Source organism: Collimonas pratensis, from assembly GCF_001584185.1.
In the GTDB taxonomy this organism is placed as follows: Bacteria; Pseudomonadota; Gammaproteobacteria; order Burkholderiales; family Burkholderiaceae_D; genus Collimonas; species Collimonas pratensis.
Genome location: NZ_CP013234.1, coordinates 4,720,356 through 4,745,218 on the forward strand (window position 1 = coordinate 4,720,356; position 24,863 = coordinate 4,745,218).

The following is a 24,863-nucleotide window of genomic DNA, read 5'->3' on the forward strand; positions in this document are numbered from 1 at the left end:
TACCCGAACCAAACAACGTTACGCCGGTGAAAAGACCACCGCTAGCGCCGCAACCCGCAACGGTCGAGTAATAACCGGAGCCATCGGTCTGGTACATGGGTGCAGCGCCTGGCGCGTTGAATGTCGTCCCATCCGGACCGCCATAGCTTGAGCCGCAACCGGATCCCCCGGTATTGGCAATGGTAGACGCGTATCCGGACAACGGCAGAGCCAATGCCAGGGCTATGACCGCGGGTTTCAGCGGCAAACCGCCTTCCAGGAAAGCCGCCCAGATAGCGCCCCGCGCCTCGGCAGGCGCGCCGGCGCTGCGGCTCGATCCCGATCGCTTACCCTTGGCGGCAACCAGTTCCGAAACGGCAACCCAGGTACCCAGGATTTGGCTATAGACGGTGCGGTAGATTTTGTTCATGGTTGGCTCTATACAAATGTGATTACAGCTTGCTTAAAGGGATCGAATCGATCGCGCAGAAACAGGTAATTGGGAAAAACTAAAAGGAAAACAGATGGCGGACAGCCAGAAGCAAACGCTCCGCAGCGGCCACTGGAACTGCCATGACCAAGGGAAATAGAAAAAACGGGGCAGCAAATGCCGGCGTTTTTTGCTGTAAAAAATGAGGAGCCGCACTTGAGGCGGAGGACAGCCGGCGATTAGCCACTTGATGCAAGTTGTTCATGTTTTCCCTTTGGAAATTAAGCGTTGTTCTAACCGCGAAGAACTCTTTTTCACATCAAGGGCGACGAGATGAACTGATCTGATTTTTTTTGATCTGCTATATCCCTGCTGCCGCTTCAAACATCAAGAGCTCAGATAAATCGTGAGACAGCCGCAATTTATCACCGGCTCATATTCCTTTTTTCGCAACTTAACAATCTTTGACACGGCGTAACAGTTGTTCACATTTTATTTTCCATGCGACAAGTATTTGTCTCTCGAGCACCACTGAAATTGGCATACGGCAACTAAATTCCTGGCCTGAAAATTCCTGGAAACAATTGTCAAGCGGCTGCGCGGCAACGATTGTTAACCTCCAGGCGATAAAAAACCCCGCAATGAACAAGTCATTGCGGGGTTTTTCGAGACGTCTTGCAGCTTAGGCCGCCGGTAAACTACGCCGGCAAGATCACCACAATTTGAAATCGACGCCGGCCGATACGCCCCAGGCGCTGCCGGTGGTGCTGACACCAACGCCCCAGGTGTTGTTGCCGGTGCTGCTCTTTGCCCGGAACTGCAGGGCCAGTGCGCCATAGCCCTGGTAGGAGCCGATACCCACCCCAACCCGGCCTTCGCCACGTTCCAGCGCACTGGTCACGGCGCCCGACATCGCCATGCTCATGGCCACACCGGAGTAAGCGATACGCTTGACATCGCCGATCTGGTTTTGCACGTTGTTCAGCTGCGATACGTTGACGGCATCGGTAGGATTGACGCCTGCCGCGACATTGGTGATACGGCGCTCATTGCCGGGAGAACCGACCGATACCGTATTGGCCTGGTCCGCAACTGAATAGGCGCCCAGGGCAACCGAGTTGTTCGCCGTGGCTTGCGCGCCGGCGCCGGTTGCCACTGCATCGTTGCCCGAAGCCAAGGCATTGTTCCCGATAGCAACGGTAGGATCGCCAGTCGCCCGGGCGTTATAGCCAATGGCGACCGATCCTGCCTGCGAAGCCAAGGCACGGAAACCCACCGCCGTGGCGTTGGTATCGGTAGCCTGGGCGTTCGAACCGATCGCCGTTGCACCATCCTTGGTAGCTTGCGCACACAAACCGGAGCCAGTGGCATCGACTCCATTGACGCTGCTGCACGTCGCCGCCACTACGCTATTGATGACAGTGCCGCTGGTGCCGCGCGTTTGCACCGTGCCATTGCTGTTGGCGCCGCCGCTCGTGGTGCCGCCCAGCGTGCCGCCGTTGGCAGTCGCGTTCTTCGACGCATCCACCAGCGACGTCAGCGTGGTCGACAAGGATGTCGTGCCGTTGGCGATGTTGCTCAGGCCGCTTGAGAGCGAAGTGACCTGGCTCAGGCCGGTCGACAGCGACGAGATACCGGTCGAGAGAGAAGAAATCCCGCTCGAAGTCGACGATGACAGGGAGCTGACATTGCCGTTGGTAGTCGACAACCCGGTCGACAGCGAGTTGACGTTCGATGTACTGCTGGACAAGCCGGTCGACAAAGAACTGATGCTGCTGGTGTTGCTAGACAAGCCCGTCGAGGTCGAGGCTGACAGCGAATTGACATTGCTGTTGGTTGAGCTGAGAGCGGTTGACAACGATCCCAGGCCATTAGAAGTCGCCGTCGACAGCGAATTCAGCTGACTGACGTTCACCGCATCGGTATTCTGCGTACCGGCCGCGACGTTGATGACTTGCCGTTCTTTGCCAGCCGTACCTACCGATACGACGTTAATGCGCCCGTCATTATTCGAATTGGCGCCGATCGCCACCGAATTGGATCCGACGCCGACAGATGCATTATCCAGATCATTCTGCTTGCCATCGGCCTTGAAGTAATTGGCGACCCCGGAGCTTTGCAGTCCCGACACCGTAGTCGACAGCGATTTCACGTTGCTGTTGGTGGTGCTCAGGCCGGTCGACAGGAATCCGATGCTGCTGGTGGCAGAACTCAAGCCGGTTGAGGTTGAAGTCGACAAAGATGCCACATTGCTGGAAACCGTGTTCAAGCTGGTCGACGCCGACGTCGACAGCGATGTCACGTTGCTGTTGGTGGTGCTGAGGCCGCTGGATAGCGAAGTGACGTTGCTGGTGGCTGTGCTCAAGCCGGTCGAAGTCGAAGTCGACAGTGACGACACGTTGCTGTTGGTGGTGCTGAGACCGCTGGACAGCGAAGTGACGTTGCTGGTGGCTGTGCTCAGGCCGGTCGATGTCGATGTCGACAGGGAGTCTACATTGCTATTGGTGGTGCTGAGGCCGCTGGACAGTGAAGTGACGTTGCTGGCGGTTGTGCTCAGACCAGTCGACAACGATGTCACGTTGCTGTTGGTCGTGCTGAGACCGCTAGACAGTGATGTAACGCTGCTGGTGGCCGTGCTCAAGCCAGTCGATGTCGATGTAGACAGGGAGTCTACATTGCTATTGGTCGTGCTGAGACCGCTAGACAGTGATGTAACGCTGCTGGTGGTTGTGCTCAGGCCAGTCGACAACGATGTCACGTTGCTGTTGGTCGTGCTGAGGCCGCTAGACAGTGATGTAACGCTGCTGGTGGTTGTGCTCAAGCCAGTCGATGTCGATGTAGACAGGGAGTCTACATTGCTATTGGTGGTACTGAGGCCACTGGACAGCGAAGTGACGCTGCTGGTGGTTGTGCTCAGGCCAGTCGACAACGATGTCACGTTGCTGTTGGTCGTGCTGAGACCACTAGACAGCGAAGTGACGTTGCTGGCCGTTGTGCTCAGGCCAGTCGACAACGATGTCACGTTGCTGTTGGTCGTGCTGAGGCCGCTAGACAGTGATGTAACGCTGCTGGTGGTTGTGCTCAAGCCAGTCGACGCTGAAGTCGACAGCGATGTCATGCCGGTCGAAGTTGAGGTCGACAAGGACGACAAACTGCTATTAGTCGTGCTCAAGCCGGTAGACGCAGACGTCGACAGCGAAGACACATTGCTGTTCGTGGTGCTCAAGCCGGTTGAAGTCGAGGTCGACAGGGATGAAATACTGCTCTTGGCCGTGCTCAGCCCCGTAGACGCAGATGTCGACAGCGAAGACACATTGCTGTTCGTGGTGCTCAAGCCGGTTGAAGTCGAGGTCGACAGGGATGAAATACTGCTCTTGGCCGTGCTCAACCCCGTAGACGCAGACGTCGACAGCGAAGACACATTGCTGTTCGTGGTGCTCAAGCCGGTTGAAGTCGAGGTCGACAGGGACGAAATGCTGCTCTTGGCCGTGCTCAGTCCCGTAGACGCAGACGTCGACAGCGAAGACACATTACTGTTCGTGGTGCTCAAGCCGGTTGAAGTCGAAGTCGATAGGGATGAAATGCTGCTCTTGGCCGTGCTCAGCCCCGTAGACGCAGACGTCGACAGCGAAGACACATTGCTGTTCGTGGTGCTCAAGCCGGTTGAAGTCGAGGTCGACAGGGATGAAATGCTGCTCTTGGCCGTGCTCAGTCCCGTAGACGCAGACGTCGACAGCGAAGACACATTGCTGTTCGTGGTGCTCAAGCCGGTTGAAGTCGAGGTCGACAGGGATGAAATGCTGCTCTTGGCCGTGCTCAGTCCCGTAGACGCAGACGTCGACAGCGAAGAAACACTGCTGTTAGTAGTGCTCAGGCCGGTCGATGCCGATGTCGACAACGAGGAAACATTGCTGTTCGTAGTACTGAGACCACTCGACAGCGAAGTAACGTTGCTGGTGACCGTGCTCAAGCCAGTCGATGCCGACGTTGACAGCGAAGTTACATTGCTGTTCGTGGTACTGAGACCGCTTGACAGCGAAGTGACGTTGCTGGTTACCGTGCTCAAACCAGTTGAAGCCGAAGTCGACAGCGAGGAAACATTGCTGTTGGTAGTGCTCAGGCCAGTCGATGCAGACGTCGACAACGAAGAAACACTGCTGTTCGTCGTGCTGAGACCACTCGATAATGAAGTAACGTTGCTAGCGACCGTGCTCAAGCCAGTCGACGTCGACGTCGACAGCGAGGTGATGCCGGTCGATGCCGAAGTCGAAAGTGATGCGATGCCGGTCGAAGTTGAGGTCGACAAGGACGAAACACTGCTAATAGTCGCGCTCAAGCCGGTCGATGCAGACGTTGACAGCGAAGTTACATTGCTGTTCGTGGCGCTGAGACCGCTGGACAATGAAGTGACGTTGCTGGTGACCGTACTCAAACCAGTCGACGCTGATGTCGACAGCGACGCGATGCCGGTCGAAGTCGAGGTCGACAAGGAAGAGACACTGCTGTTCGTCGTGCTCAGGCCGGTTGACGCAGATGTCGACAGCGAGGACACGTTGCTGTTCGTAGTACTCAGACCGCTGGACAGCGATGTAACGTTACTGGCGACTGTGCTCAAGCCAGTCGACGCTGAAGTCGACAGCGATGCGATACCGGTCGAGGTCGACGTCGACAGGGACGAGACATTGCTGTTGGTCGTGCTCAGACCACTAGACAGCGAAGTGACGTTGCTTGCGACTGTGCTCAGGCCGGTCGATGCAGATGTCGACAGCGAAGACACATTGCTGTTCGTGGTACTGAGACCGCTCGACAGCGAAGTGACGTTGCTAGCGACGGTGCTCAAACCAGTCGACGCTGAAGTCGACAGCGATGTGATGCCGGTCGAAGTCGAAGTTGACAAGGAAGAGACACTGCTGTTAGTTGTACTCAATCCGGTTGATGCAGACGTCGACAGCGAGGAAACATTGCTGTTCGTAGTACTGAGACCGCTGGATAACGAAGTGACATTGCTGGTGACTGTGCTCAAGCCAGTCGACGCTGAAGTCGATAGCGACGTGATGCCGGTCGAAGTCGAGGTCGACAAGGACGAAACATTACTGTTGGTCGTGCTGAGACCGCTAGACAGCGAAGTGACATTACTGGCGACTGTACTCAAGCCGGTTGAAGCCGAAGTCGACAGCGATGTGATACCAGTCGATGCCGACGTCGACAACGAGGAAACATTACTATTCGTAGTGCTAAGACCGCTAGACAGCGAAGTGACATTGCTGGCGACTGTACTCAGGCCGGTAGATGCAGATGTCGACAGCGAGGAAACATTGCTGTTGGTGGTGCTCAGACCGCTCGATAACGAAGCGACGTTACTGGTAACTGTACCCAAGCCGGTCGAAGTTGATGTCGACAGCGAGTCTACCCTGCTATTGACCGTACTCAAGCCTGACGATGTTGACGTCGACAATGACGTGATGCCAGTCGAAGTCGAGGTCGACAGGGAAGATACATTGCTGTTCGTCGTACTGAGACCGCTCGACAATGAAGTAACGTTGCTAGTGACCGTGCTCAACCCAGTCGACGCAGAAGTCGACAACGATGTGATGCCGGTCGATGTTGAGGTCGACAAGGACGAAACACTACTGTTGGTCGTGCTGAGGCCGCTAGACAGTGAAGTGACGTTGCTGGTGACCGTGCTCAACCCAGTCGACGCAGAAGTCGACAACGATGTGATGCCGGTCGATGTTGAGGTCGACAAGGACGAAACACTACTATTGGTCGTGCTGAGGCCGCTAGACAGTGAAGTGACGTTGCTGGTGACCGTGCTCAAACCTGTAGACGCTGAAGTCGACAAGGAAGAGACGCTGCCATTAGTCGTGCTCAGGCCAGTCGATGCAGACGTCGAAAGCGAAGAAACACTGCTGTTGGTCGTGCTGAGGCCGCTCGACAGTGAAGTGACGTTGCTGGTGACCGTGCTCAAGCCGGTCGATGCAGATGCCGACAAGGAAGAGACGCTGCTATTGGTCGTGCTCAGGCCAGTAGACGTAGAGGTCGACAACGAAGCGACGTTACTGGTAACTGCACCCAAGCCGGTCGAAGTTGATGTAGACAGCGAGTCTACCCTGCTATTGACCGTACTCAAGCCTGACGATGTTGATGTCGACAGCGATGTGATACCGGTCGATGCCGACGTCGAAAGCGAAGAAACATTGCTGTTGGTCGTGCTCAGTCCGCTAGACAGCGAGGTGACGTTGCTAGCGATCGTACTCAAGCCCGTCGATGCCGAAGTCGACAGCGATGTAATGCCAGTCGAAGTCGACGTCGACAAGGAAGAGACGCTGCTATTAGTCGTGCTCAGCCCAGTCGATGCAGACGTCGAAAGCGAAGAAACATTGCTGTTGGTCGTGCTGAGACCGCTGGACAGTGAAGTGACGTTGCTGGCGACTGTGCTCAAGCCGGTCGACGCCGACGTCGACAGCGAGGACACGTTGCTGTTCGTAGTACTCAGACCGCTGGACAGCGAAGTAACGTTGCTGGCGACTGTGCTCAAGCCAGTCGACGCTGAAGTCGATAGCGACGTGATGCCGGTCGAAGTCGAGGTCGACAAGGACGAAACATTACTGTTGGTCGTGCTCAGTCCGGTGGATGCCGATGTCGACAGCGAGGAAACGTTGCTGTTGGTCGTGCTGAGACCGCTAGACAGTGAAGTAACGTTGCTAGTGACAGCGCTCAATCCGGTCGATGCCGACGTCGACAACGAGGAAACATTACTATTCGTAGCGCTAAGACCGCTAGACAGCGAAGTGACATTGCTGGCGACTGTACTCAGGCCGGTAGATGCAGATGTCGACAGCGAGGAAACATTGCTGTTGGTGGTGCTCAGACCGCTCGATAACGAAGCGACGTTACTGGTAACTGTACCCAAGCCGGTCGAAGTTGATGTCGACAGCGAGTCTACCCTGCTATTGACCGTACTCAAGCCTGACGATGTTGACGTCGACAATGACGTGATGCCAGTCGAAGTCGAGGTCGACAGGGAAGATACATTGCTGTTCGTCGTACTGAGACCGCTCGACAATGAAGTAACGTTGCTAGTGACCGTGCTCAAGCCAGTCGACGCTGAAGTCGATAGCGACGTGATGCCGGTCGAAGTCGAGGTCGACAAGGACGAAACACTACTGTTGGTCGTGCTGAGGCCGCTAGACAGTGAAGTGACGTTGCTGGTGACCGTGCTCAACCCAGTCGACGCAGAAGTCGACAACGATGTGATGCCGGTCGATGTTGAGGTCGACAACGAAGACACATTACTAGCGACCGTGCTCAAACCTGTAGACGCTGAAGTCGACAGCGATGTGATGCCGGTCGAAGTCGACGTCGACAAGGAAGAGACATTGCTATTGGTCGTGCTCAGTCCGCTAGACAGCGAGGTGACGTTGCTAGTGACTGTACTCAAGCCGGTTGACGTCGACGTCGACAGCGAGGAAACATTGCTGTTCGTTGTACTGAGACCGCTGGACAGCGAAGTGACGTTGCTAGCGACCGTACTCAAGCCAGTCGATGCAGAAGTCGACAGCGATGAGATGCCGGTCGAAGTCGAGGTCGACAAGGATGAAACACTGCTATTCGTAGTGCTGAGACCGCTAGAGAGCGAAGTGACGTTGCTGCTCACTGTGCTCAAACCAGTTGAAGCCGAAGTCGACAACGAGGAAACGTTGCTGTTGGTAGTGCTCAGGCCGCTAGATAACGAATTAATACTGCTGGTGTGACTGGACAAACCTGCAGACGTTGAAGTCGACAAGGACGAGACACTACTGTTCGTCGTGCTCAAACCAGTCGATGTAGACGTCGACAACGAAGATACATTGCTGTTGGTGGTGCTCAGACCGCTCGACAACGAAGCGACGTTACTGGTAACTGTACCCAAGCCGGTCGAAGTTGATGTAGACAGCGAGTCTACCCTGCTATTGACAGTACTCAAGCCTGAGGATGTTGAAGTCGACAGCGATGTGATGCCGGTCGATGCCGACGTCGACAACGAGGAGACATTGCTGTTCGTAGTGCTAAGACCGCTAGACAGCGAAGTGACATTGCTGGCAACTGTACTCAATCCGGTTGAAGCCGAAGTCGATAGCGACGTAATACCGGTCGAAGTCGATGTCGACAAGGATGTAACACTGCTGTTCGTCGTACTGAGGCCGCTGGACAGTGAAGTAACGTTGCTAGCGACCGTACTCAAGCCCGTCGATGCTGAAGTCGACAGCGATGTGATACCGGTCGAAGCCGAAGTTGACAAGGAAGAGACGCTGCTGTTCGTTGTACTCAATCCGGTTGATGCAGACGTCGACAACGAAGAAACATTGCTGTTCGTAGTGCTAAGACCGCTCGACAGTGAAGTGACATTGCTGGCGACCGTACTCAATCCGGTTGAAGCCGAAGTCGATAGCGACGTAATACCGGTCGAAGTCGAGGTCGACAAGGATGTAACACTGCTGTTCGTTGTACTGAGGCCGCTCGACAATGACGTGACGTTGCTAGCGACTGTACTCAACCCAGTGGACGCTGAAGTTGACAGCGATGTGATGCCGGTCGATGTCGAGGTCGACAAGGAAGAGACACTGCTGTTCGTTGTACTCAATCCGGTTGATGCAGACGTCGACAACGAAGAAACATTGCTATTGGTCGTACTGAGACCACTCGACAGCGATGTGACGTTGCTCGTGACCGTGCTCAAGCCAGTCGATGCTGATGTTGACAACGACGTGATGCCGGTCGAAGTTGAGGTCGATAAGGACGAGACACTGCTGTTAGTCGTGCTCAGACCGGTTGACGCAGACGTCGACAACGAGGAAACGTTGCTGTTCGCGGTGCTAAGGCCACTCGACAGTGAAGTAACGTTGCTGGTGACTGCGCTCAATCCGGTCGATGTAGACGTCGACAACGAAGAAACATTGCTGTTCGTAGTGCTAAGACCGCTCGACAGTGAAGCGACATTGCTGGCGACTGTACTCAATCCGGTTGAAGCCGAAGTCGATAGCGACGTAATACCGGTCGAAGTCGAGGTCGATAGGGATGAAACGCTGCTGTTAGTCGTACTCAAGCCAGTAGATGTAGATGTCGACAGCGAAGAAACATTGCTATTGGTCGTACTGAGACCGCTCGACAATGAAGTGACGTTGCTGGCGACCGTACTCAAACCAGTCGACGCCGAAGTTGACAGCGATGTGATTCCGGTCGAAGTCGAGGTCGACAGGGACGAAACACTGCTGTTCGTCGTGCTCAGGCCGGTCGATGCAGAGGTCGACAGCGAAGAAACATTGCTGTTCGTGGTACTAAGGCCGCTGGATAGTGAAGTGACGTTGCTAGTGGCTGTGCTCAAGCCGGTCGACGCCGAAGTTGACAGCGATATGATGCCGGTCGAAGTCGAGGTCGATAAGGATGAAACATTGCTGTTCGTGGTACTGAGACCGCTAGACAACGAAGTGACATTGCTGGTGACTGTGCTCAAGCCCGTTGAAGCGGAAGTCGACAGCGATGCAATGCCGGTCGAAGCCGAGGTCGATAAGGACGAAACGCTGCTGTTGGTAGTGCTCAGGCCGCTAGATAACGAATTAATGCTGCTAGTGTGACTGGACAAACCAGTAGACGTTGAAGTCGACAAGGACGAAACACTGCTATTAGTTGTGCTCAGGCCGGTCGATGCCGATGTCGACAACGAAGACACATTGCTGTTTGTTGTGCTGAGACCGCTGGACAACGAAGTGACGTTACTAGTGACCGTGCTCAGTCCAGTCGATGCAGACGTCGACAACGAAGAAACACTGCTGTTCGTGGTACCGAGACCGCTAGACAGCGAGGTGACGTTGCTGCTCACTGTGCTCAAGCCGGTTGAGGTCGAAGTCGACAAGGACGAAACACTGCTGTTCGTCGTACTCAGTCCAGTGGATGCAGATGTCGACAACGAGGAAACATTGCTGTTCGTGGTGCTGAGGCCGCTGGACAGCGAAGTGACATTGCTGCTCGCTGTGCTCAAACCAGTTGAAGCCGAAGTCGACAACGAGGAGACGTTGCTGTTGGTAGTGCTCAGGCCGCTAGATAACGAATTAATACTGCTGGTGTGACTGGACAAACCCGTAGACGTTGAAGTCGACAAGGACGAAACACTGCTATTAGTTGCGCTCAGGCCGGTCGATGCAGATGTCGACAACGAAGAAACATTACTGTTCGTCGTGCTGAGACCACTAGACAATGAAGTCACGTTGCTAGTGACCGTGCTCAAACCTGTAGATGCCGAAGTCGACAGTGATGTGATGCCGGTCGAAGTCGAGGTCGACAGTGACGATACGCTGCTGTTGGTGGTGCTGAGACCGCTAGATAGCGAAGTGACACTACTGGTGACTGTGCTCAAGCCAGTCGACGCCGATGTCGACAGCGATGTAATGCCGGTCGAAGTCGAGGTCGACAAGGACGAGACACTGCTGGTAGTTGTGCTCAGGCTGGTGGATGCAGACGTCGACAGCGAGGAAACATTGCTGTTCGTGGTACTGAGACCGCTGGACAACGAAGTGACATTGCTGGTGACTGTGCTCAAGCCAGTCGACGCCGCAGTCGATAGCGACGTGATGCCGGTCGAAGTCGAAGTCGACAAGGAGGAAACACTGCTATTAGTTGTGCTCAGTCCAGTAGACGCAGACGTCGACAATGAAGAGACGTTGCTGTTTGTGGCGCTAAGGCCGCTGGACAACGAAGTGACGTTGCTAGTGACTGTACTCAAGCCGGTGGATGTCGACGTCGACAGCGAGGAAACATTGCTGTTCGTTGTACTGAGACCGCTGGACAGCGAAGTGACGTTGCTAGTGACTGTGCTCAGACCGGTCGATGCCGATGTCGACAAGGACGAAACACTACTGTTAGTCGTGCTCAAACCAGTCGATGTAGACGTCGACAATGAAGAAACATTGCTGTTCGTGGTGCTGAGACCGCTAGACAACGAAGTGACATTACTGGTGACTGTGCTCAGGCCCGTTGAAGCGGAAGTCGACAGCGATGTGATGCCGGTCGAAGTCGAGGTCGACAAGGATGAAACACTGCTATTCGTAGTGCTGAGACCGCTAGAGAGCGAAGTGACGTTGCTGCTCACTGTGCTCAAACCAGTTGAAGCCGAAGTCGACAACGAGGAAACGTTGCTGTTGGTAGTGCTCAGGCCGCTAGATAACGAATTAATATTGCTGGTGTGACTGGACAAACCTGTAGACGTTGAAGTCGACAAGGATGTAACACTGCTGTTCGTCGTACTCAGGCCGGTAGATGCAGATGTCGAAAGCGAGGAAACATTGCTGTTGGTGGTGCTCAGACCGCTCGACAACGAAGCGACGTTACTGGTAACTGCACCCAATCCGGTCGAAGTTGATGTAGACAGCGAGTCTACCCTGCTATTAACCGTACTCAAGCCTGACGATGTTGACGTCGACAGTGATGTGATGCCAGTCGAAGTCGAGGTCGACAAGGACGAAACACTGCTGTTGGCCGTGCTCAGACCGGTAGATGCGGACGCCGACAGCGACGTTACGTTGCTGTTGGTAGTGCTAAGGCCGGTCGATAGAGAATTGATACTACTGGTGTGACTAGACAAGCCAGCCGACGTCGAAGTCGATAGTGAGGTAACGCTGCTGTTCGTTGTGCTCAATCCAGTCGATGTAGACGACGACAGCGAAGAGACATTGCTGTTGGCAGTGCTGAGACCGCTGGACAATGAAGTGACGTTGCTTGTGACCGTGCTCAAGCCAGTCGACGCAGAAGTCGACAGCGATGTAATACCGGTCGAAGTCGAGGTCGACAAGGATGAAACGCTGCTGTTGGTGGTACTGACACCACTAGACAGCGACGTGACACTGCTGGCGGCCGTGCTCAAGCCTGTTGAGGTCGAGGTCGACAACGAAGAAACGTTACTGTTCGTGGTACTGAGGCCACTGGACAGCGAAGTGACGTTGCTGGTGACCGCACTCAAGCCAGTCGACGCGGATGTCGACAATGAAGAAACATTGCTGTTCGTGGTACTGAGACCGCTAGACAGCGAAGTGACGTTGCTAGTGACTGTGCTCAAACCTGTCGATGTCGAAGTCGATAGTGATGTGATGCCGGTCGAAGTCGAGGTCGACAACGACGACACACTGCTATTAGTCGTGCTCAGGCCCGTCGACACGGACGACGACAACGACGTGACGCTGCTAGTGGCCGCGCTCAGACCGGTTGATGTCGAAGTCGATAGTGACGACACACTGCTATTAGTCGTACTCAGTCCCGTTGACAGACTGGTTACCGTCGTCGATGTGGATGTCGATAAGCTATTAAGGTAAATTCTGGTGTTGTTGACATAGTTGACACAAGAGGCTGTGCCACCATACATAGTGCCGCTACTGCCTGCCGTACATACCGCCTCTGGCAAAGTTTGTGCAAATACGTAATTCGGCGTAAACAAAAACAGCTGAGCACTGATCCCCGCAGTCGCCATTGCAGCAGCCAATATAGAGCGGCTGCGCTTTCCTCGAGCAGCTGTATTTTCGGAGACGGCAACCCAGGCGCCAAGTACTTCGCTATATACGGTGCGGTAAATTTTATTCATGAGTTGCTCTAATCAAAATATGATGGAACTTGCGCCATGGGATCGGACCGTTCGCGCAAGCGAGATCACATGGACAACGCGAAAAATCAGGGAGTTAAAGGAAGACAGGCAGTTGTTACCGGCGCAGCCTGCTGGGCCATCGCACCAGCACAGGACCGCACGCCGCCAGTCAACAGCAAACACTGCTTGTCGAAATTAAGGACGCGGCTAAGCCTGCCTGCGATTGGCTCAACTCTTGCAGCCAGATCTTGAGGCTCGTCACTTGATTTATTTTTTTCATTTTTCACCCTGAAAATTTGATGTCTCTAGACCACAAAGAACTCAGCTTCATCACACCGGGGAGCCGAGATGCAAGCGTTCCTTCTGCTTGCCTCGTATCTCGATCGAAAAATTTAGAGCTCGGAAACCGGCATGATTGCCGGGAAATGCTATCGCTTTTGCGCTCTACTTAAAGTAACAATATTGGACTTTAAGTAACATTTATTGTTGCTTTTAACTATTTTTACCAATCGACTTGTTACATAAAAAGCAGCTGATTCACATCAGAACCGCTTGAAATCCGCCTAGGTAATTTACTGAAAATCAAGATATTGCTAATCGTCCGGCACGCGCTGCGTCCAATGCATTCAGCACTTCGTTACAGTTTCAATTTTGACATTAATAAATGTCCAGATTCGTAATTCGCAGAAAGTGCCAAATGTTAATTTCAATTGATATTTATGTCATCTAAATAAGTTCCCTAAAGTCGCCAATAAACAACGAATTTATTCATATATGACGATTGAAAGCATCTCAAAAATCTACCATTTTTATGCATTCAAGACACTATTTAAATTTAAAAAAACCTGTAAGCCCTTATAAATATTGATATTTTCAAGATATACATATATTGAATATCTAATTTCCGTCGTTGCTGAAAAACAACTTATTTAGAGGAAAATAGTTGGACGCCTCAAAAATAAAATATTCCACAAGGCAATAAAAATACAGTTTTATTTCTCACTGGAAATGATAAATGTGTTTTTCAAAATTAATTATTTGGAATGAAAGACAATGTCTATACGACAGACATCAATGAAGACACGGAAGATAAAACTGTCGACGTGAAAATGCTATTTTATCTAGTATTAGTGACAACAAATTACGCCGCCGGCTAAGCATCTATACAGTCCAAGAAGTTGCTTAACGGACAGACCTGTATGTCCGGACAATGTGAAACATGATTGGAAAAAAATCCTGCGGCGTGCGCTCGCCACCTGCCGGTACCTGGGAGAAAATGTAAAATTATTTCCCGCACCATCCATGCCATGACGGTGCCATCGGTCCGGACAACAAAAAGCCCGCAATCACAACATCATTGCGGGCTTTGGCGAGGCTGAGCAGTTTTAGCGCTGATTGTCCTGCTCATCCTGTTCTGCTTTTTCGGCTTCCGCTTCGGCTTGGCGCCTGGCCATTTCTTCCGCATGCAGCGCCAGCAAGACCGCCCGTGTTTGCGGCGTCTCCAGGCTGATGCGGCCGAGCGCGCCGGTACGGTAATCCTGCAGCAGCGTATGCGCCGCCTTCTCCAGGTCGAGATCGCCGCCCTTGAGGCGGAAGCCGCGACGCAGCGCCACGCCTTCGATGACGCTGACGCCGTCGATACCTTCGGTCTTGATGCCGTAGCGGGCCGTCAGCAGCGGCGCGTAACGCAACAGCAGCGCGTCGGCCAGGAAGGTCGCTACTTCCTCCTCGATCAGCGCATTGCTGCCGATGGCGTGGCTGGCGGCCAGCATCAGGCCGTCGCTCGGATGGGCGATCTTCGGCCACAGCATGCCTGGCGTGTCGATCAGCACCATGTTGTTGCCCAAGTACAGGCGCTGTTGCACCTTGGTCACCGCAGGTTCGTCGCCGACAGCCGCCACGCGGCGCTTGAGCAAGGCATTCATCAAGGTCGACTTGCCGACGTTGGGAATCCCCATGATCATCATGCGCAATGGCTTGAGCGGCGTGCCGCGATGCGGCGCCAGCGTCAGGCACAAACCCGGGATCTTGGCGACATCGGACGGCTTCTTGCAGCTCAGGGCCACTGCGTGCACATTTTTCTGCGCATTGTAAAAGTTGAGCCACGCCTGGGTGGCGGCCGGATCGGCCAGGTCGCTCTTGTTGAGGATTTTCAGGCAGGGACGCTGGCGATGCACGCGCAGCTGTTCAATCATGGGGTTGCAGCTAGCTTGCGGCAAACGGCCGTCGAGCACTTCGATCACGAGATCGACCTTCTCCATAGCTTCCGCCGCCTTCTTGCGGGCGGCGTTCATATGACCTGGGAACCATTGTATGGACATGCGTTGTCTTGTCTGACTAAAATAAACCGCTATTGTACGGACTTATTCCGCTCCCACCGCAATCGCGGCCGCAAGCCGTGCAAGGCGAAACACGTCAAAGCGCCCTCGGCAGGCCGCTAATGCTCCATTTAATTGCCGAAAAACAAGCAAATCATTCCAGTTCAGCCAGCACCTTCATGTGCGCGACCACGCTGCGCCCCAGCGCCGAGAGGTCATAGCCGCCCTCCAGGCAGCTGACGATCCGGCCCTGCGCATGCTCGGCCGCGACTTGCATCACCAGCCGGGTAAGCCAGGTGTAGTCGGCCTCGACCAGCCCCATCTGTGCCATGTCGTCTTCTCTATGCGCATCGAAGCCGGCCGAGACAAAAATCATTTGCGGCCGATGCGCCTGCAGGGCAGGCAGCCATTGTTCCGTCGCCAGCTGGCGCACCACCTTGCCATCGCTGTAGGCCGGCAGCGGGATATTGACCGCCTTGCCGCTGCCCTGCTCGGCGCCGCTGTAGGGATAAAACGGATGCTGGAAAAAGCTCACCATCAGCACCCGCGGATCATGCGCAAAGATCTCTTCGGTGCCATTGCCGTGATGGACATCGAAATCGACGATCGCCACCCGCTCCAGTCCGTGCACTTCCAGTGCGTGGCGCGCAGCCACTGCTACGTTATTGAAAAGACAAAACCCCATCGGCGCGGTGGAAGTGGCGTGATGGCCGGGCGGGCGCACCGAGCAAAAAGCATTGTCAACCTCGCCGCCGATGACGGCATCGGTCGCCGCCAGCGCGGCGCCGGCTGCGCGCAATGCCGCCTGCCAGCTATGCGCATTGACTGCCGTGTCGGGATCCAGCGGATAGGTAGCGGCTGTGCCGGCCAGCGCCTGGCTATGCTGGCGCACCAGGGCAATCATGGCGGCGCTGTGCACCCGCGCCAGGTCGCTCTCCTGCGCCAGCGGCGCACTGCGGTAATCCAGCAGCTGGTCGATACGGCTGGCGATCAGTTGGTCTTCGATGGCCTGCAGCCGCGCCGGCGATTCCGGATGGCCGGCGCCCATGTCGTGCAGCTTGCAATCGGGATGGGTATAGAAAGCAGTAGTCAATTGATCTCGCCAAAAGTCTTGCTGGAAATGCTGATAGTGTACACGTGGAGCCATTCTCGCCCGGATCTGGACAGGCTGCACGTGCCCGGCGCCGCAGACGGGACGATCCCGAAGAATATTTTCTCAAAGAAACTAGGTTAACGCTGAGGAAGTTTGTATGATTCTCTCTCGGTAATTCCCTCCTCACAAACACGACGCCATGTTCGCAAAAATTCACGCAGTAGCACAGCAAGTCAGCCAGATTGTGGTCGGCAAGGACCATCAGATCCGCCAGGCCCTGGTATGCCTGTTGGCAGGAGGCCATTTACTGATCGAGGATGTGCCTGGGGTCGGCAAGACCACCCTGGCGCATGCGCTGGCGATTTCGCTGGGCTTGCGCTTCAATCGCCTGCAGTTCACCAGCGACCTGCTGCCGGCGGACGTGGTCGGTATTTCGGTGTTCGATCGCGAGAAGAGCGGCTTTGTGTTCCATCCCGGACCGGTGTTCACCCAGGTGCTGCTGGCCGATGAGATCAACCGCGCCACGCCGAAGACGCAGTCGGCGTTGCTGGAGGCGATGGAAGAGCGCCAGGTGACGGCGGAAGGCGTAACGCGCGACCTGCCGGAACCGTTCTTCGTCATCGCCACCCAAAATCCCGCGCACCAGGTCGGCACCTTCGCCTTGCCGGAATCGCAGCTGGACCGTTTCCTGATGTGCCTGTCGCTGGGTTATCCGGACGCCACGGCGGAGCGCGCGCTGCTGATGGGCGAAGACCGCCGCACCTTGCTGAAATCGCTGGCGCCGCTGATGCAGGCAGCGGAACTGATCGAAGCCAGGCAAGCCTTGAAACTGATCCATACCTCCAGCGCGCTGGTCGATTATGTCCAGGCGCTGGCGCACGCCTCGCGCCAGAATGGTTTGTTTGCTGAAGGCATGAGTCCGCGCGCCGCCATCGCGCTGCTGCAGGCGGCGCGCGCCTGGGCTGCGCTGGAGGGGCGCAACCACGTGGTGCCGGAAGATGTGCAGGCGGTCCTGGTGCCGGTCGCCGCCCATCGCCTGCGGCCGCTCAAAGCCCACACCGGCAGCGCCCTGGGCGCGCGCGACCTGGTATTGCAGCTGATGAAGTCCGTCGCGGTCTAGGCTTCCCTCGGCCATGCTGACGTTCCTGCGCAAGCGCATCCGCCACTGGCTGGACCAGTCCTTGTTCCAGCTGCGAGACGCCGAACCAGGCGAAGTGCTGCTGACCCAGCGCCGCGTGTTCATCGTGCCGAGCCGGCCTGGACTGGCGTTCGCCTTCATGCTGGTGTTGCTGTTCCTGTGCTCCATCAATTACAACCTGAGCCTCGGCTTCGGCCTGACCTTCCTGCTGGCCGCATGCGCAGTCATCGACATGCACCTGACCTTCCGCAACCTGGCCTACCTGCATCTGAGCGCAGGCAAGGCGGCGCCGGTATTTGCCGGCGAAGATGCGCTGTTTGAACTGCATCTGGCAAACCGCCGCAAGCATGCGCGCTATGCGATCTGGCTCGGTTTCATCGGCCGCGGCATGCCGGCCCTCGAGCGCGCCGCTGACGTGCCGGGACACGGCACCAGCCATCTGACGCTGGCCGTGACCACCAGCCGGCGCGGCTGGCAGCCAGCGCCCAGGATACGTTTGCGGACGCGCTTTCCGCTTGGCCTGTTGCGCGCCTGGAGCTACTGGCAGCCGGACAGCAAGGCGCTGGTCTACCCGCAGCCGGAAGAGTCGCTGTCGACGCCGCCGCTGCCGCTGGCGCCTGTCGAAAAAAGCGACGGTAGCGGCGTTGCCGGCCATCAGGACTTTGCCGGTATCCGCAGCTACCAGAGCGGCGACTCGCCCAAGCACCTGGCGTGGCGCCAGATCGCCAAGCTGGATACCGAACTCGACGCCAAGCTCATCACCAAGCAATTCGAAGGAGGCGCCGCCAGCGACCTGTCGATCGATTATGAAGCGCTGCCATACGGCATGCCGGTCGAAAGCAAACTCTCTCGCATGACCCGCTGGATCCTGGAAGCGGAAGCCCGCCAGCTGCCGTACGCGTTCCGCCTGGGCGACCAGGTCTACGCCGCAGCGCTAGGGCCGGCGCATCAGCGCGCCTGCTTGCGGGCGCTGGCCCTGTATGAGGGGCAGCTATGAGCTTCGCCCCCAACACAGCCGCGCTGCAGCAACTCCGCAGCGAACTCGAAAACAAGCCGCTGTTCCGCATTTCCAGCAGCTACGTCAAGACCCTGCCGCGCGACAAGAGCGATACCGTGTTGCTGCTGAGCGCTTGCGCCATGGTGCTGCTGCCGCATTTCCTGCATCTGTCCTGGTGGACCTCGCTGATCTGCGGCGGCCTCTTGCTGTGGCGCGCCTGGATCACCTTGCGCGGCCAGCGCCTGCCACCGCTCTGGTTGCTGATACCGCTGGCGGCGCTGACCATGGGCGCGGTCTATCTCGATTACCGCACCTGGCTCGGGCGCGATGCCGGGGTCGCCATGCTGACCCTGCTGCTGACCTTCAAGCTTTTGGAAATGCGCGCCCGGCGCGATCTGTTCGTGGTGCTGCTGCTGAGCTTCTTCCTGTTGCTCACTACCTTTTTCTATTCGCAGTCGATATTTTCCTTGCTGTGGATGCTTGCCACGCTGGCGCTACTGCTGACCGCCCAGCTGTCGTTCCAGTACACCGGCACAGTGCCGCCGCTGAGGCAGCGATTGCGCCTGAGTGGCGTGATCCTCGCCATGGCGCTGCCGCTGACCTTGATCCTGTTCCTGCTGTTCCCGCGGATCCAGGGTCCCTTGTGGGGCTTGCCCGGCGACGCCCATGGCGGCCGCACCGGCTTGTCCGACAGCATGGCGCCGGGAAATATCTCGCAACTGGCCATGTCCGACGACATCGCCTTCCGCGTCAAATTCACGGCTGCCCCGCCCGCTCCAGCCACACGCTACTGGCGCGGCGCCGTCTTGCACGACTTCGACGGCCGCACCTGGACCCAGGGAGAAATCGGCCGCGGCAGCATCGAAACGTCGGGACAATGGCGGCAGATTTCGCTCAACGCACCAAGCAATCCGGGGATCGAGGTGCACCAGCAAATCACCATGGAACCGAACGGCCAGCGCTGGCTGTTTGCGCTGGAAACGCCGCAGCAGGTGCCGTCGCTGGAAGGCATCGGGGTCTTGCTGACGGCGGATCACCAGCTGCGCGCCGCGCGCGCCATCGGCGAGCGCGTGCGCTACGACGTCGTCTCGAATCTCAGCTCGCTGCCGCCATACCAGGTTGATGCCAGGGCCTTGCAGCTGGAGCGCGCGCTGCCGCCCGGCTTCAATCCGCGCACCCAAGAGTTTGCCGCCATCCTGCGCCGGCAATCGGCCGACGACACAGCGCTGGTGAATGCCGTGCTGGCCTTCTTCCGCCGCGAGAATTTCAGCTATACGCTGGAGCCGCCGTTGTTGGGCAAGGACAGCGTCGACGATTTCCTGTTTGCCAGCCGCGCCGGCTTTTGCGAACACTATGCCAGCTCCTTCGTGGTGCTGATGCGCGCCGCCGGCATTCCGGCCCACGTAGTCACCGGTTACCAAGGCGGCGAGATCAACCCGGTCGACGGCATGATGACCGTACGCCAGTCCGACGCCCACGCCTGGGCCGAAGTCTGGCTGCCGCCGCGCGGCTGGGTCAGGGTCGACCCGACCGCCGCGGTGGCGCCAAGCCGGATCGAAACCCAGCTCAGCAACCTGATGCCGCGCTCGTTCTTTGGCGATCTGCTGGGCGCCGCTCCCGGCCGTGAAAACTGGTGGTCGGTCGTGAGCAGCGGCGCTGCCCTGCTGCGCGCCAATTGGGAAGCGCTCGGCAACGGTTGGAACCAATGGGTGCTGAACTACACGCCGGCGCGGCAGATGGGCCTCATGCACTGGCTCGGCTTCGACCAGATGGACTGGCGTACCCTGAGCATGTTGATGCTGGCGATCGGCGCCGTGGCGGTCGCCAGCGTCACGCTGCCTTTGCTGCTGGCGCGAAACAAGAGCAGGCCGCTCGATGCGGTATACTCCTCGCTGTGCGCGCAGATGGGGCGACGCGGCCTGGCTCGGAACAAATACGAAGGCCCCACGACTTACGGCCGCCGCCTGTGCGCCAGCGATTCGCCGCTGGCGCCGCAGGTCAAGATTGCGGTACAGCGCTTTATCGCCTTGTACGAAGCGCTGCAGTATGGCGCCGAATCCGGCAACGGGCCGCACAACAAAGCGCCCACGCATCTAAAAGCACAACTGGCCCAACTCAAATTACTGCTCTCCCAATGTCGATGAAATCAACTGTCCGTCTCCACACCATCGCTCAGCTGTGCGCTCTCGCCGTGGCGCTCAGCATCAGTCCTAATCTGCTGGCGCAGCAAAGCAGCAGCGGCAAAGCCAGCGCCGCCAAGGTCAGCGTGCGCAAAGCCATGAATAACGCCGACGATGGCGAAATGGCCAATTTCGCCGACTGGAAAGAAGTCTCCGCATTCATCGACCAGATGGTCGAGAAGCATGGTTTCGACCGCGCTGAACTGGTGACCATGTTCAACAAGGTGCGCTATGTCGACAGCGCCATCCAGCTGATGAAGCCGGCGCCCGCCAGCAAGCCGAAAAACTGGGCGGCCTACCGCGCGCGCTTTGTCGAGCCGGTGCGGATCCAGGCCGGCGTCGATTTCTGGAATACCTATGCTGACGCCCTGAGCCGGGCCGAGGCGCAATATGGCGTGCCGGCCGAAGTCATCGTCGGCATCATCGGCGTGGAAACCGTGTACGGCCGCAATGTCGGCAGCTTCCGGGTGATGGACGCCATCACCACGCTGGCCTTCGATTACCCCAACACCCCGACACGCGAAGCGCGCATGGACTTCTTCCGCCGTGAGCTGGAAAGCACCCTGCTGTACGCCCGGGAATCCGGCATCGATCCCTTCACCTTGCTGGGCTCGTATGCCGGGGCAATCGGCTGGCCGCAGTTCATGCCGAGCAGCATTCGCCAGTACGGCGTGGATTTTGACGGCAAGGGCAGGATCGACCTGCGCAACTCGCCAGTAGATGCGATTGGCAGCGTCGCCCATTACCTGGCCGAGCATGGCTGGAAAAGCGGCATGCCGATCGTCTTCCCGGTCACCTTGTCGACCGACACCAGCGCTGAAAACCGCTGGCAGGCATTTATCGGACAAGGGCTGGAAGCCAAGTATTCGCTGGATGAGCTGATCGCGGCCGGCGTAGTGCCGGGCGTGGTGTTGCCAGGCGATATGCGTTTCGGCCTGATCGACCTGCAGAATGGCCAGAATCCGGCCGAGTACTGGATCGGCACCGATAATTTCTACGCCATCACGCAATATAACCGCAGCTTCTTTTACGCGATGTCGGTGGTCGATCTCGGGCGCGCGGTCAGAGTGGCGCGCACGCAGTAATCGGCGAGGTGCTAGGTGCTGCCAGCGGTCAAGGATTACTGACGCTCAGTTCAACTTCAACGGTCTGGTTGTTGGCGCTTAGCCAGATCTGCGCATCCTGGATGGTGCACTGCAGCTGCATGTTGCGCTGGGCGAAACCGGTCAGGGCTTCGCTGCTGGCGGCGGCGATATTGATGACGGTCAGGTTGCGCGCACGCGCCACCTTGCTGGCAATCTGATTCCACCAGATATGGCTGGTGCTGCTATAGCTGTACACCACCACTTGCGCAGCGCGTCCGCATGCCTTGAGGATGCGCTTTTCGTCCGGCTGGCCGACTTCGATCCAGAGATCGATGGCGCCGGTCAGATCCTTGGCCCACAAATCCGGTTCTTCTGCGTCTGACAGGCCCTTGCCGAATACCAGGGCGGCCGAGGCGTGACGGGCAAACGCCAGCAGGCGCACCATCATGCGCTCATCGGTTTCCGAGGGATGGCGAGCCAAGGTCAAGGCATGTTCCTGGTAGTAATGCCTGTCCATATCGGCAATTTGCAGATCGGCTTTAAAAATAGTTGCTTTAAGGGCCATAACGCCTATTGTTATATAAAGATGAATCAAACCCGGTGTGTCGCACTCACGGGATCGGAAGAATAACCCGATTTGGCGCCACGAGAAATATAAATGACCGCCGGCACGGCGGCACTGGCAGGGCTTGATGCCGCAGCATTCAGCCCTATATTGTATAAATTGTTTACAAATGTTATCTCATATTTAATGAAAACTGCTTCCCCTACAGCAACAACAGCATTCACCAGCGAAGTAATCGCTCACACCAAGGTGTGGCTGGAGCGTGCCGTGATCGGGCTCAACCTCTGCCCGTTTGCCAAGGCCGTGCATATCAAGGATCAGATCCGCTATGTCGTCAGCAGCGCGCAAACGCCTGAAGAACTGATGGCGGACCTGGTCAGGGAACTGGAATTCCTGCAGGAAGCCGATCCGGCCAAGATTGACACTACTTTGCTGATTCACCCGGATGTCTTGCGCAACTTCCTGGACTATAACGATTTTCTCGATGTTGCCGATGCCGCGGTCGATGAACTCGATCTTAGCGGCGAGATCCAGGTGGCCAGTTTTCATCCCGAATATCAGTTTGCCGACACCGACATCGACGATATCAGCAACTATACCAATCGCTCGCCCTACCCGACTTTGCATCTGTTACGTGAAGCCAGCGTGGAGCGCGCGGTCGATGCCTTCCCGGAGGCCTCGGAAATATTCGACAAGAACATGCAAACCCTGGAGCAACTTGGATTGGACGGCTGGCAGAAAATATTAGGGGAGGAACAAAAACAAGCTTGATTTGATGCCTTACAGATAGACTATTGTTGCAAAAATGGTATTTTTCATGATTTTTTACGGAAAGTTACCAAATAGTAATAGACATCGTAACAAGAAAATTTTAAATTGAGCTTGTGCAACTTATTTGTATATTTGGTCACTAAACAGATGTACCTTGTTTGTTACCAACCGAACGTACAAGACGCTGTGCAATGTACTTAGCTGTAACTGTAGTTCCATGAAGAAATAAATAGGGAGTTTCTTTATGAAAAAAATGTGCTCAAAATCAGTATAAAATACGGCGACTTATAAGTTTGCCAATAAAACTGGGAGGTGCACTTGGTAATAGTTTTGTACTTATTGCGCAACCACTTCCCAAATATCAACTAGGATAACGGAATCAATTGATTATGACTATTAACACTACCCCAGACGCACCAATCAGCAACAAGCTTGATGAACAAGTGACCTATGATCCAAATCACTTGCTCGATTCGCTCATCGACAAGTTGCACTTGAAGAACGATGCGGCTCTCTCGCGCTCACTTGAAGTGGCGCCACCGGTCATCAGTAAAATCCGCCATCGCCGCTTGCCGGTTGGCGCTTCGCTGCTGATCCGCATGCACGAAGTCAGCGACCTGACGATCCGTGAGCTGCGCGCCTTGATGGGTGACCGTCGCGAAAAATTCCGTATCAGCGACAAGCAGTTCAAGCCAAAGAGCAAGATCGAAGCCGAAAAGCTGAAGTAATCAGCATGCCGGCTCCCTTCCCTGTCTAGAGCGCTGCTTGCAGCCGCTTTAGGCGGGGAAAACGCCTGTGGAAAGATAGCGGTCGCCGCGATCGCAGACGACGAACACAATCGTCGCGTTTTCTACTTGCTGTGAAATCCGTAACGCTACCTCGCAAGCCCCTGCTGCGGATATCCCGCAGAAAATCCCCTCTTCACTCGCCAGCCTGCGCGCCATGTGCTCGGATGCCGCCTGACTGACTGATTCCGTCTGGTCGACTCGGGAATGATCGAATATTTTCGGCAAATAGGCTTCCGGCCATTTCCGGATACCGGGAATCTGCGAACCTTCTTCCGGCTGCGCACCGATGATGCGGATAGCCGGGTTCTGTTCTTTCAGATAGGTAGAGACGCCCATGATGGTGCCGGTGGTGCCCATGGCGCTGACAAAATGGGTGATCCGTCCTTGAGTGTCGCGCCAAATCTCAGGACCGGTGGTTTCGTAATGCGCCAGTGGATTGTCAGGATTGGCAAACTGGTCGAGGATCAGTCCTTCACCATCCTTCTGCATCTTTTCGGCCAGGTCGCGCGCATATTCCATGCCGCCGGTCTTCGGCGTCAGGATGATCTTGGCGCCGTAGGCCGCCATGCTCTGGCGCCGTTCCTCGCTCAGGTTCTCTGGCATCAGCAACACCATCTTGTAGCCGCGCATGGCGGCCACCATCGCCAGTGCAATGCCGGTATTGCCGCTGGTAGCCTCGATCAGGGTGTCGCCAGGCTTGATCTGGCCGCGCGCTTCGGCGTGCTTGATCATCGATAGCGCCGGCCGGTCTTTCACGGAACCGGCGGGATTATTGCCTTCCATCTTGCCCAGGATGACGTTATTGCGCTGCGCGGCATCGCTGCCGGGAATACGTTTGAGTTGGACCAGGGGGGTATTGCCGATGGTGTCTTCGATAGTCAGATAAGGCATAGTGTGCGATCAGGCGTGGTG

Annotated in this window: 16 protein-coding genes and 2 pseudogenes; 10 read left to right on the forward strand and 8 right to left on the reverse strand. The window is 56.3% G+C overall.

Going from position 1 to position 24,863, the window contains the following annotated elements; translation table 11 throughout:
- Positions 1 to 289: 289 nt before the first annotated feature.
- The 3 genes and pseudogenes from CPter91_RS27875 to CPter91_RS27805 all read right to left on the reverse strand — a co-directional run.
- Positions 290 to 409: pseudogene (locus CPter91_RS27875) on the reverse strand (ESPR domain-containing protein); the annotation flags it as partial.
- A gap of 79 nt (positions 410 to 488) precedes the next feature.
- Positions 489 to 674 carry a hypothetical protein gene (locus tag CPter91_RS26705; RefSeq protein ID WP_150119774.1) on the reverse strand — a complete coding sequence of 62 codons (186 nt, stop codon included), beginning with the start codon at positions 672 to 674 and terminating at the stop codon, positions 489 to 491.
- 447 nt (positions 675 to 1,121) lie between these two features.
- Positions 1,122 to 10,118 carry a hemagglutinin gene (locus tag CPter91_RS27805; protein ID WP_236906065.1) on the reverse strand — a complete coding sequence of 2,999 codons (8,997 nt, stop codon included), beginning with the start codon at positions 10,116 to 10,118 and terminating at the stop codon, positions 1,122 to 1,124.
- Here CPter91_RS27805 and CPter91_RS27880 point away from each other — a divergent pair.
- From CPter91_RS27880 to CPter91_RS27430, 4 genes are all read left to right on the forward strand, one after another.
- The gene (locus CPter91_RS27880; RefSeq protein WP_061943735.1) at positions 10,078 to 10,515 is read left to right on the forward strand and encodes a hypothetical protein; all 438 of its coding nucleotides are present in this window, start codon (positions 10,078 to 10,080) and stop codon (positions 10,513 to 10,515) included. The genes CPter91_RS27805 and CPter91_RS27880 overlap by 41 nt on opposite strands.
- A gap of 108 nt (positions 10,516 to 10,623) precedes the next feature.
- Positions 10,624 to 11,631 carry a hypothetical protein gene (locus CPter91_RS27885; RefSeq protein WP_236905876.1) on the forward strand — a complete coding sequence of 336 codons (1,008 nt, stop codon included), beginning with the start codon at positions 10,624 to 10,626 and terminating at the stop codon, positions 11,629 to 11,631.
- Between the two features lie 102 nt (positions 11,632 to 11,733).
- Positions 11,734 to 12,018 carry a hypothetical protein gene (locus CPter91_RS27425; protein WP_236905877.1) on the forward strand — a complete coding sequence of 95 codons (285 nt, stop codon included), beginning with the start codon at positions 11,734 to 11,736 and terminating at the stop codon, positions 12,016 to 12,018.
- Positions 12,019 to 12,072: 54 nt separating this feature from the next.
- On the forward strand, positions 12,073 to 12,750 hold the full coding sequence (locus tag CPter91_RS27430; RefSeq protein ID WP_236905878.1) for a hypothetical protein: 678 nt from the start codon (positions 12,073 to 12,075) through the stop codon (positions 12,748 to 12,750).
- A gap of 137 nt (positions 12,751 to 12,887) precedes the next feature.
- Here CPter91_RS27430 and CPter91_RS27810 read toward each other — a convergent pair.
- The 3 genes and pseudogenes from CPter91_RS27810 to CPter91_RS21060 all read right to left on the reverse strand — a co-directional run.
- Positions 12,888 to 13,016 (reverse strand): annotated as a pseudogene (locus CPter91_RS27810) (ESPR domain-containing protein); the annotation flags it as partial.
- 1,385 nt (positions 13,017 to 14,401) lie between these two features.
- Positions 14,402 to 15,337: a ribosome biogenesis GTPase YlqF gene (gene ylqF / locus CPter91_RS21055; RefSeq protein ID WP_082793117.1), complete on the reverse strand. Its 936-nt coding sequence runs from the start codon at positions 15,335 to 15,337 to the stop codon at positions 14,402 to 14,404.
- Between the two features lie 151 nt (positions 15,338 to 15,488).
- On the reverse strand, positions 15,489 to 16,427 hold the full coding sequence (locus CPter91_RS21060) for a histone deacetylase family protein (RefSeq protein ID WP_061943740.1): 939 nt from the start codon (positions 16,425 to 16,427) through the stop codon (positions 15,489 to 15,491).
- Positions 16,428 to 16,626: 199 nt separating this feature from the next.
- On the opposite strand from CPter91_RS21060, the gene CPter91_RS21065 reads away from it, so the two are divergent.
- Genes CPter91_RS21065 through mltB form a run of 4 tightly spaced genes read left to right on the forward strand, consistent with a single transcriptional unit; the run spans position 16,627 to position 21,827 of the window.
- The gene (locus CPter91_RS21065) at positions 16,627 to 17,547 is read left to right on the forward strand and encodes an AAA family ATPase (protein ID WP_061943743.1); all 921 of its coding nucleotides are present in this window, start codon (positions 16,627 to 16,629) and stop codon (positions 17,545 to 17,547) included.
- A gap of 13 nt (positions 17,548 to 17,560) precedes the next feature.
- The gene (locus CPter91_RS21070; RefSeq protein ID WP_061943746.1) at positions 17,561 to 18,562 is read left to right on the forward strand and encodes a DUF58 domain-containing protein; all 1,002 of its coding nucleotides are present in this window, start codon (positions 17,561 to 17,563) and stop codon (positions 18,560 to 18,562) included.
- Positions 18,559 to 20,706 carry a transglutaminase TgpA family protein gene (locus CPter91_RS21075; protein ID WP_082793120.1) on the forward strand — a complete coding sequence of 716 codons (2,148 nt, stop codon included), beginning with the start codon at positions 18,559 to 18,561 and terminating at the stop codon, positions 20,704 to 20,706. The genes CPter91_RS21070 and CPter91_RS21075 overlap by 4 nt, the downstream gene beginning before the upstream one ends.
- Positions 20,697 to 21,827, forward strand: a complete 1,131-nt coding sequence (gene mltB / locus CPter91_RS21080; protein WP_061943749.1) for a lytic murein transglycosylase B — start codon at positions 20,697 to 20,699, stop codon at positions 21,825 to 21,827. The genes CPter91_RS21075 and mltB overlap by 10 nt, the downstream gene beginning before the upstream one ends.
- Positions 21,828 to 21,855: 28 nt before the next feature.
- Here the strand turns inward: mltB and CPter91_RS21085 are convergent, their stop codons facing one another.
- Entirely contained in the window at positions 21,856 to 22,392 is a 537-nt protein-coding gene (locus CPter91_RS21085) for a YaeQ family protein (RefSeq protein ID WP_061943752.1), read from the reverse strand.
- Positions 22,393 to 22,578: 186 nt separating this feature from the next.
- Here CPter91_RS21085 and CPter91_RS21090 point away from each other — a divergent pair, with 186 nt between their 5' ends.
- Together CPter91_RS21090 and CPter91_RS21095 are read left to right on the forward strand one after the other, a co-directional pair.
- The gene (locus CPter91_RS21090; RefSeq protein ID WP_061943755.1) at positions 22,579 to 23,163 is read left to right on the forward strand and encodes a DUF1415 domain-containing protein; all 585 of its coding nucleotides are present in this window, start codon (positions 22,579 to 22,581) and stop codon (positions 23,161 to 23,163) included.
- Between the two features lie 389 nt (positions 23,164 to 23,552).
- Positions 23,553 to 23,891 carry a hypothetical protein gene (locus CPter91_RS21095; RefSeq protein WP_061943759.1) on the forward strand — a complete coding sequence of 113 codons (339 nt, stop codon included), beginning with the start codon at positions 23,553 to 23,555 and terminating at the stop codon, positions 23,889 to 23,891.
- Positions 23,892 to 23,939: 48 nt separating this feature from the next.
- Here the strand turns inward: CPter91_RS21095 and cysM are convergent, their stop codons facing one another.
- Positions 23,940 to 24,842, reverse strand: a complete 903-nt coding sequence (cysM, locus tag CPter91_RS21100) for a cysteine synthase CysM (RefSeq protein ID WP_061943763.1) — start codon at positions 24,840 to 24,842, stop codon at positions 23,940 to 23,942.
- Between the last annotated feature and the right edge of the window lie 21 nt (positions 24,843 to 24,863).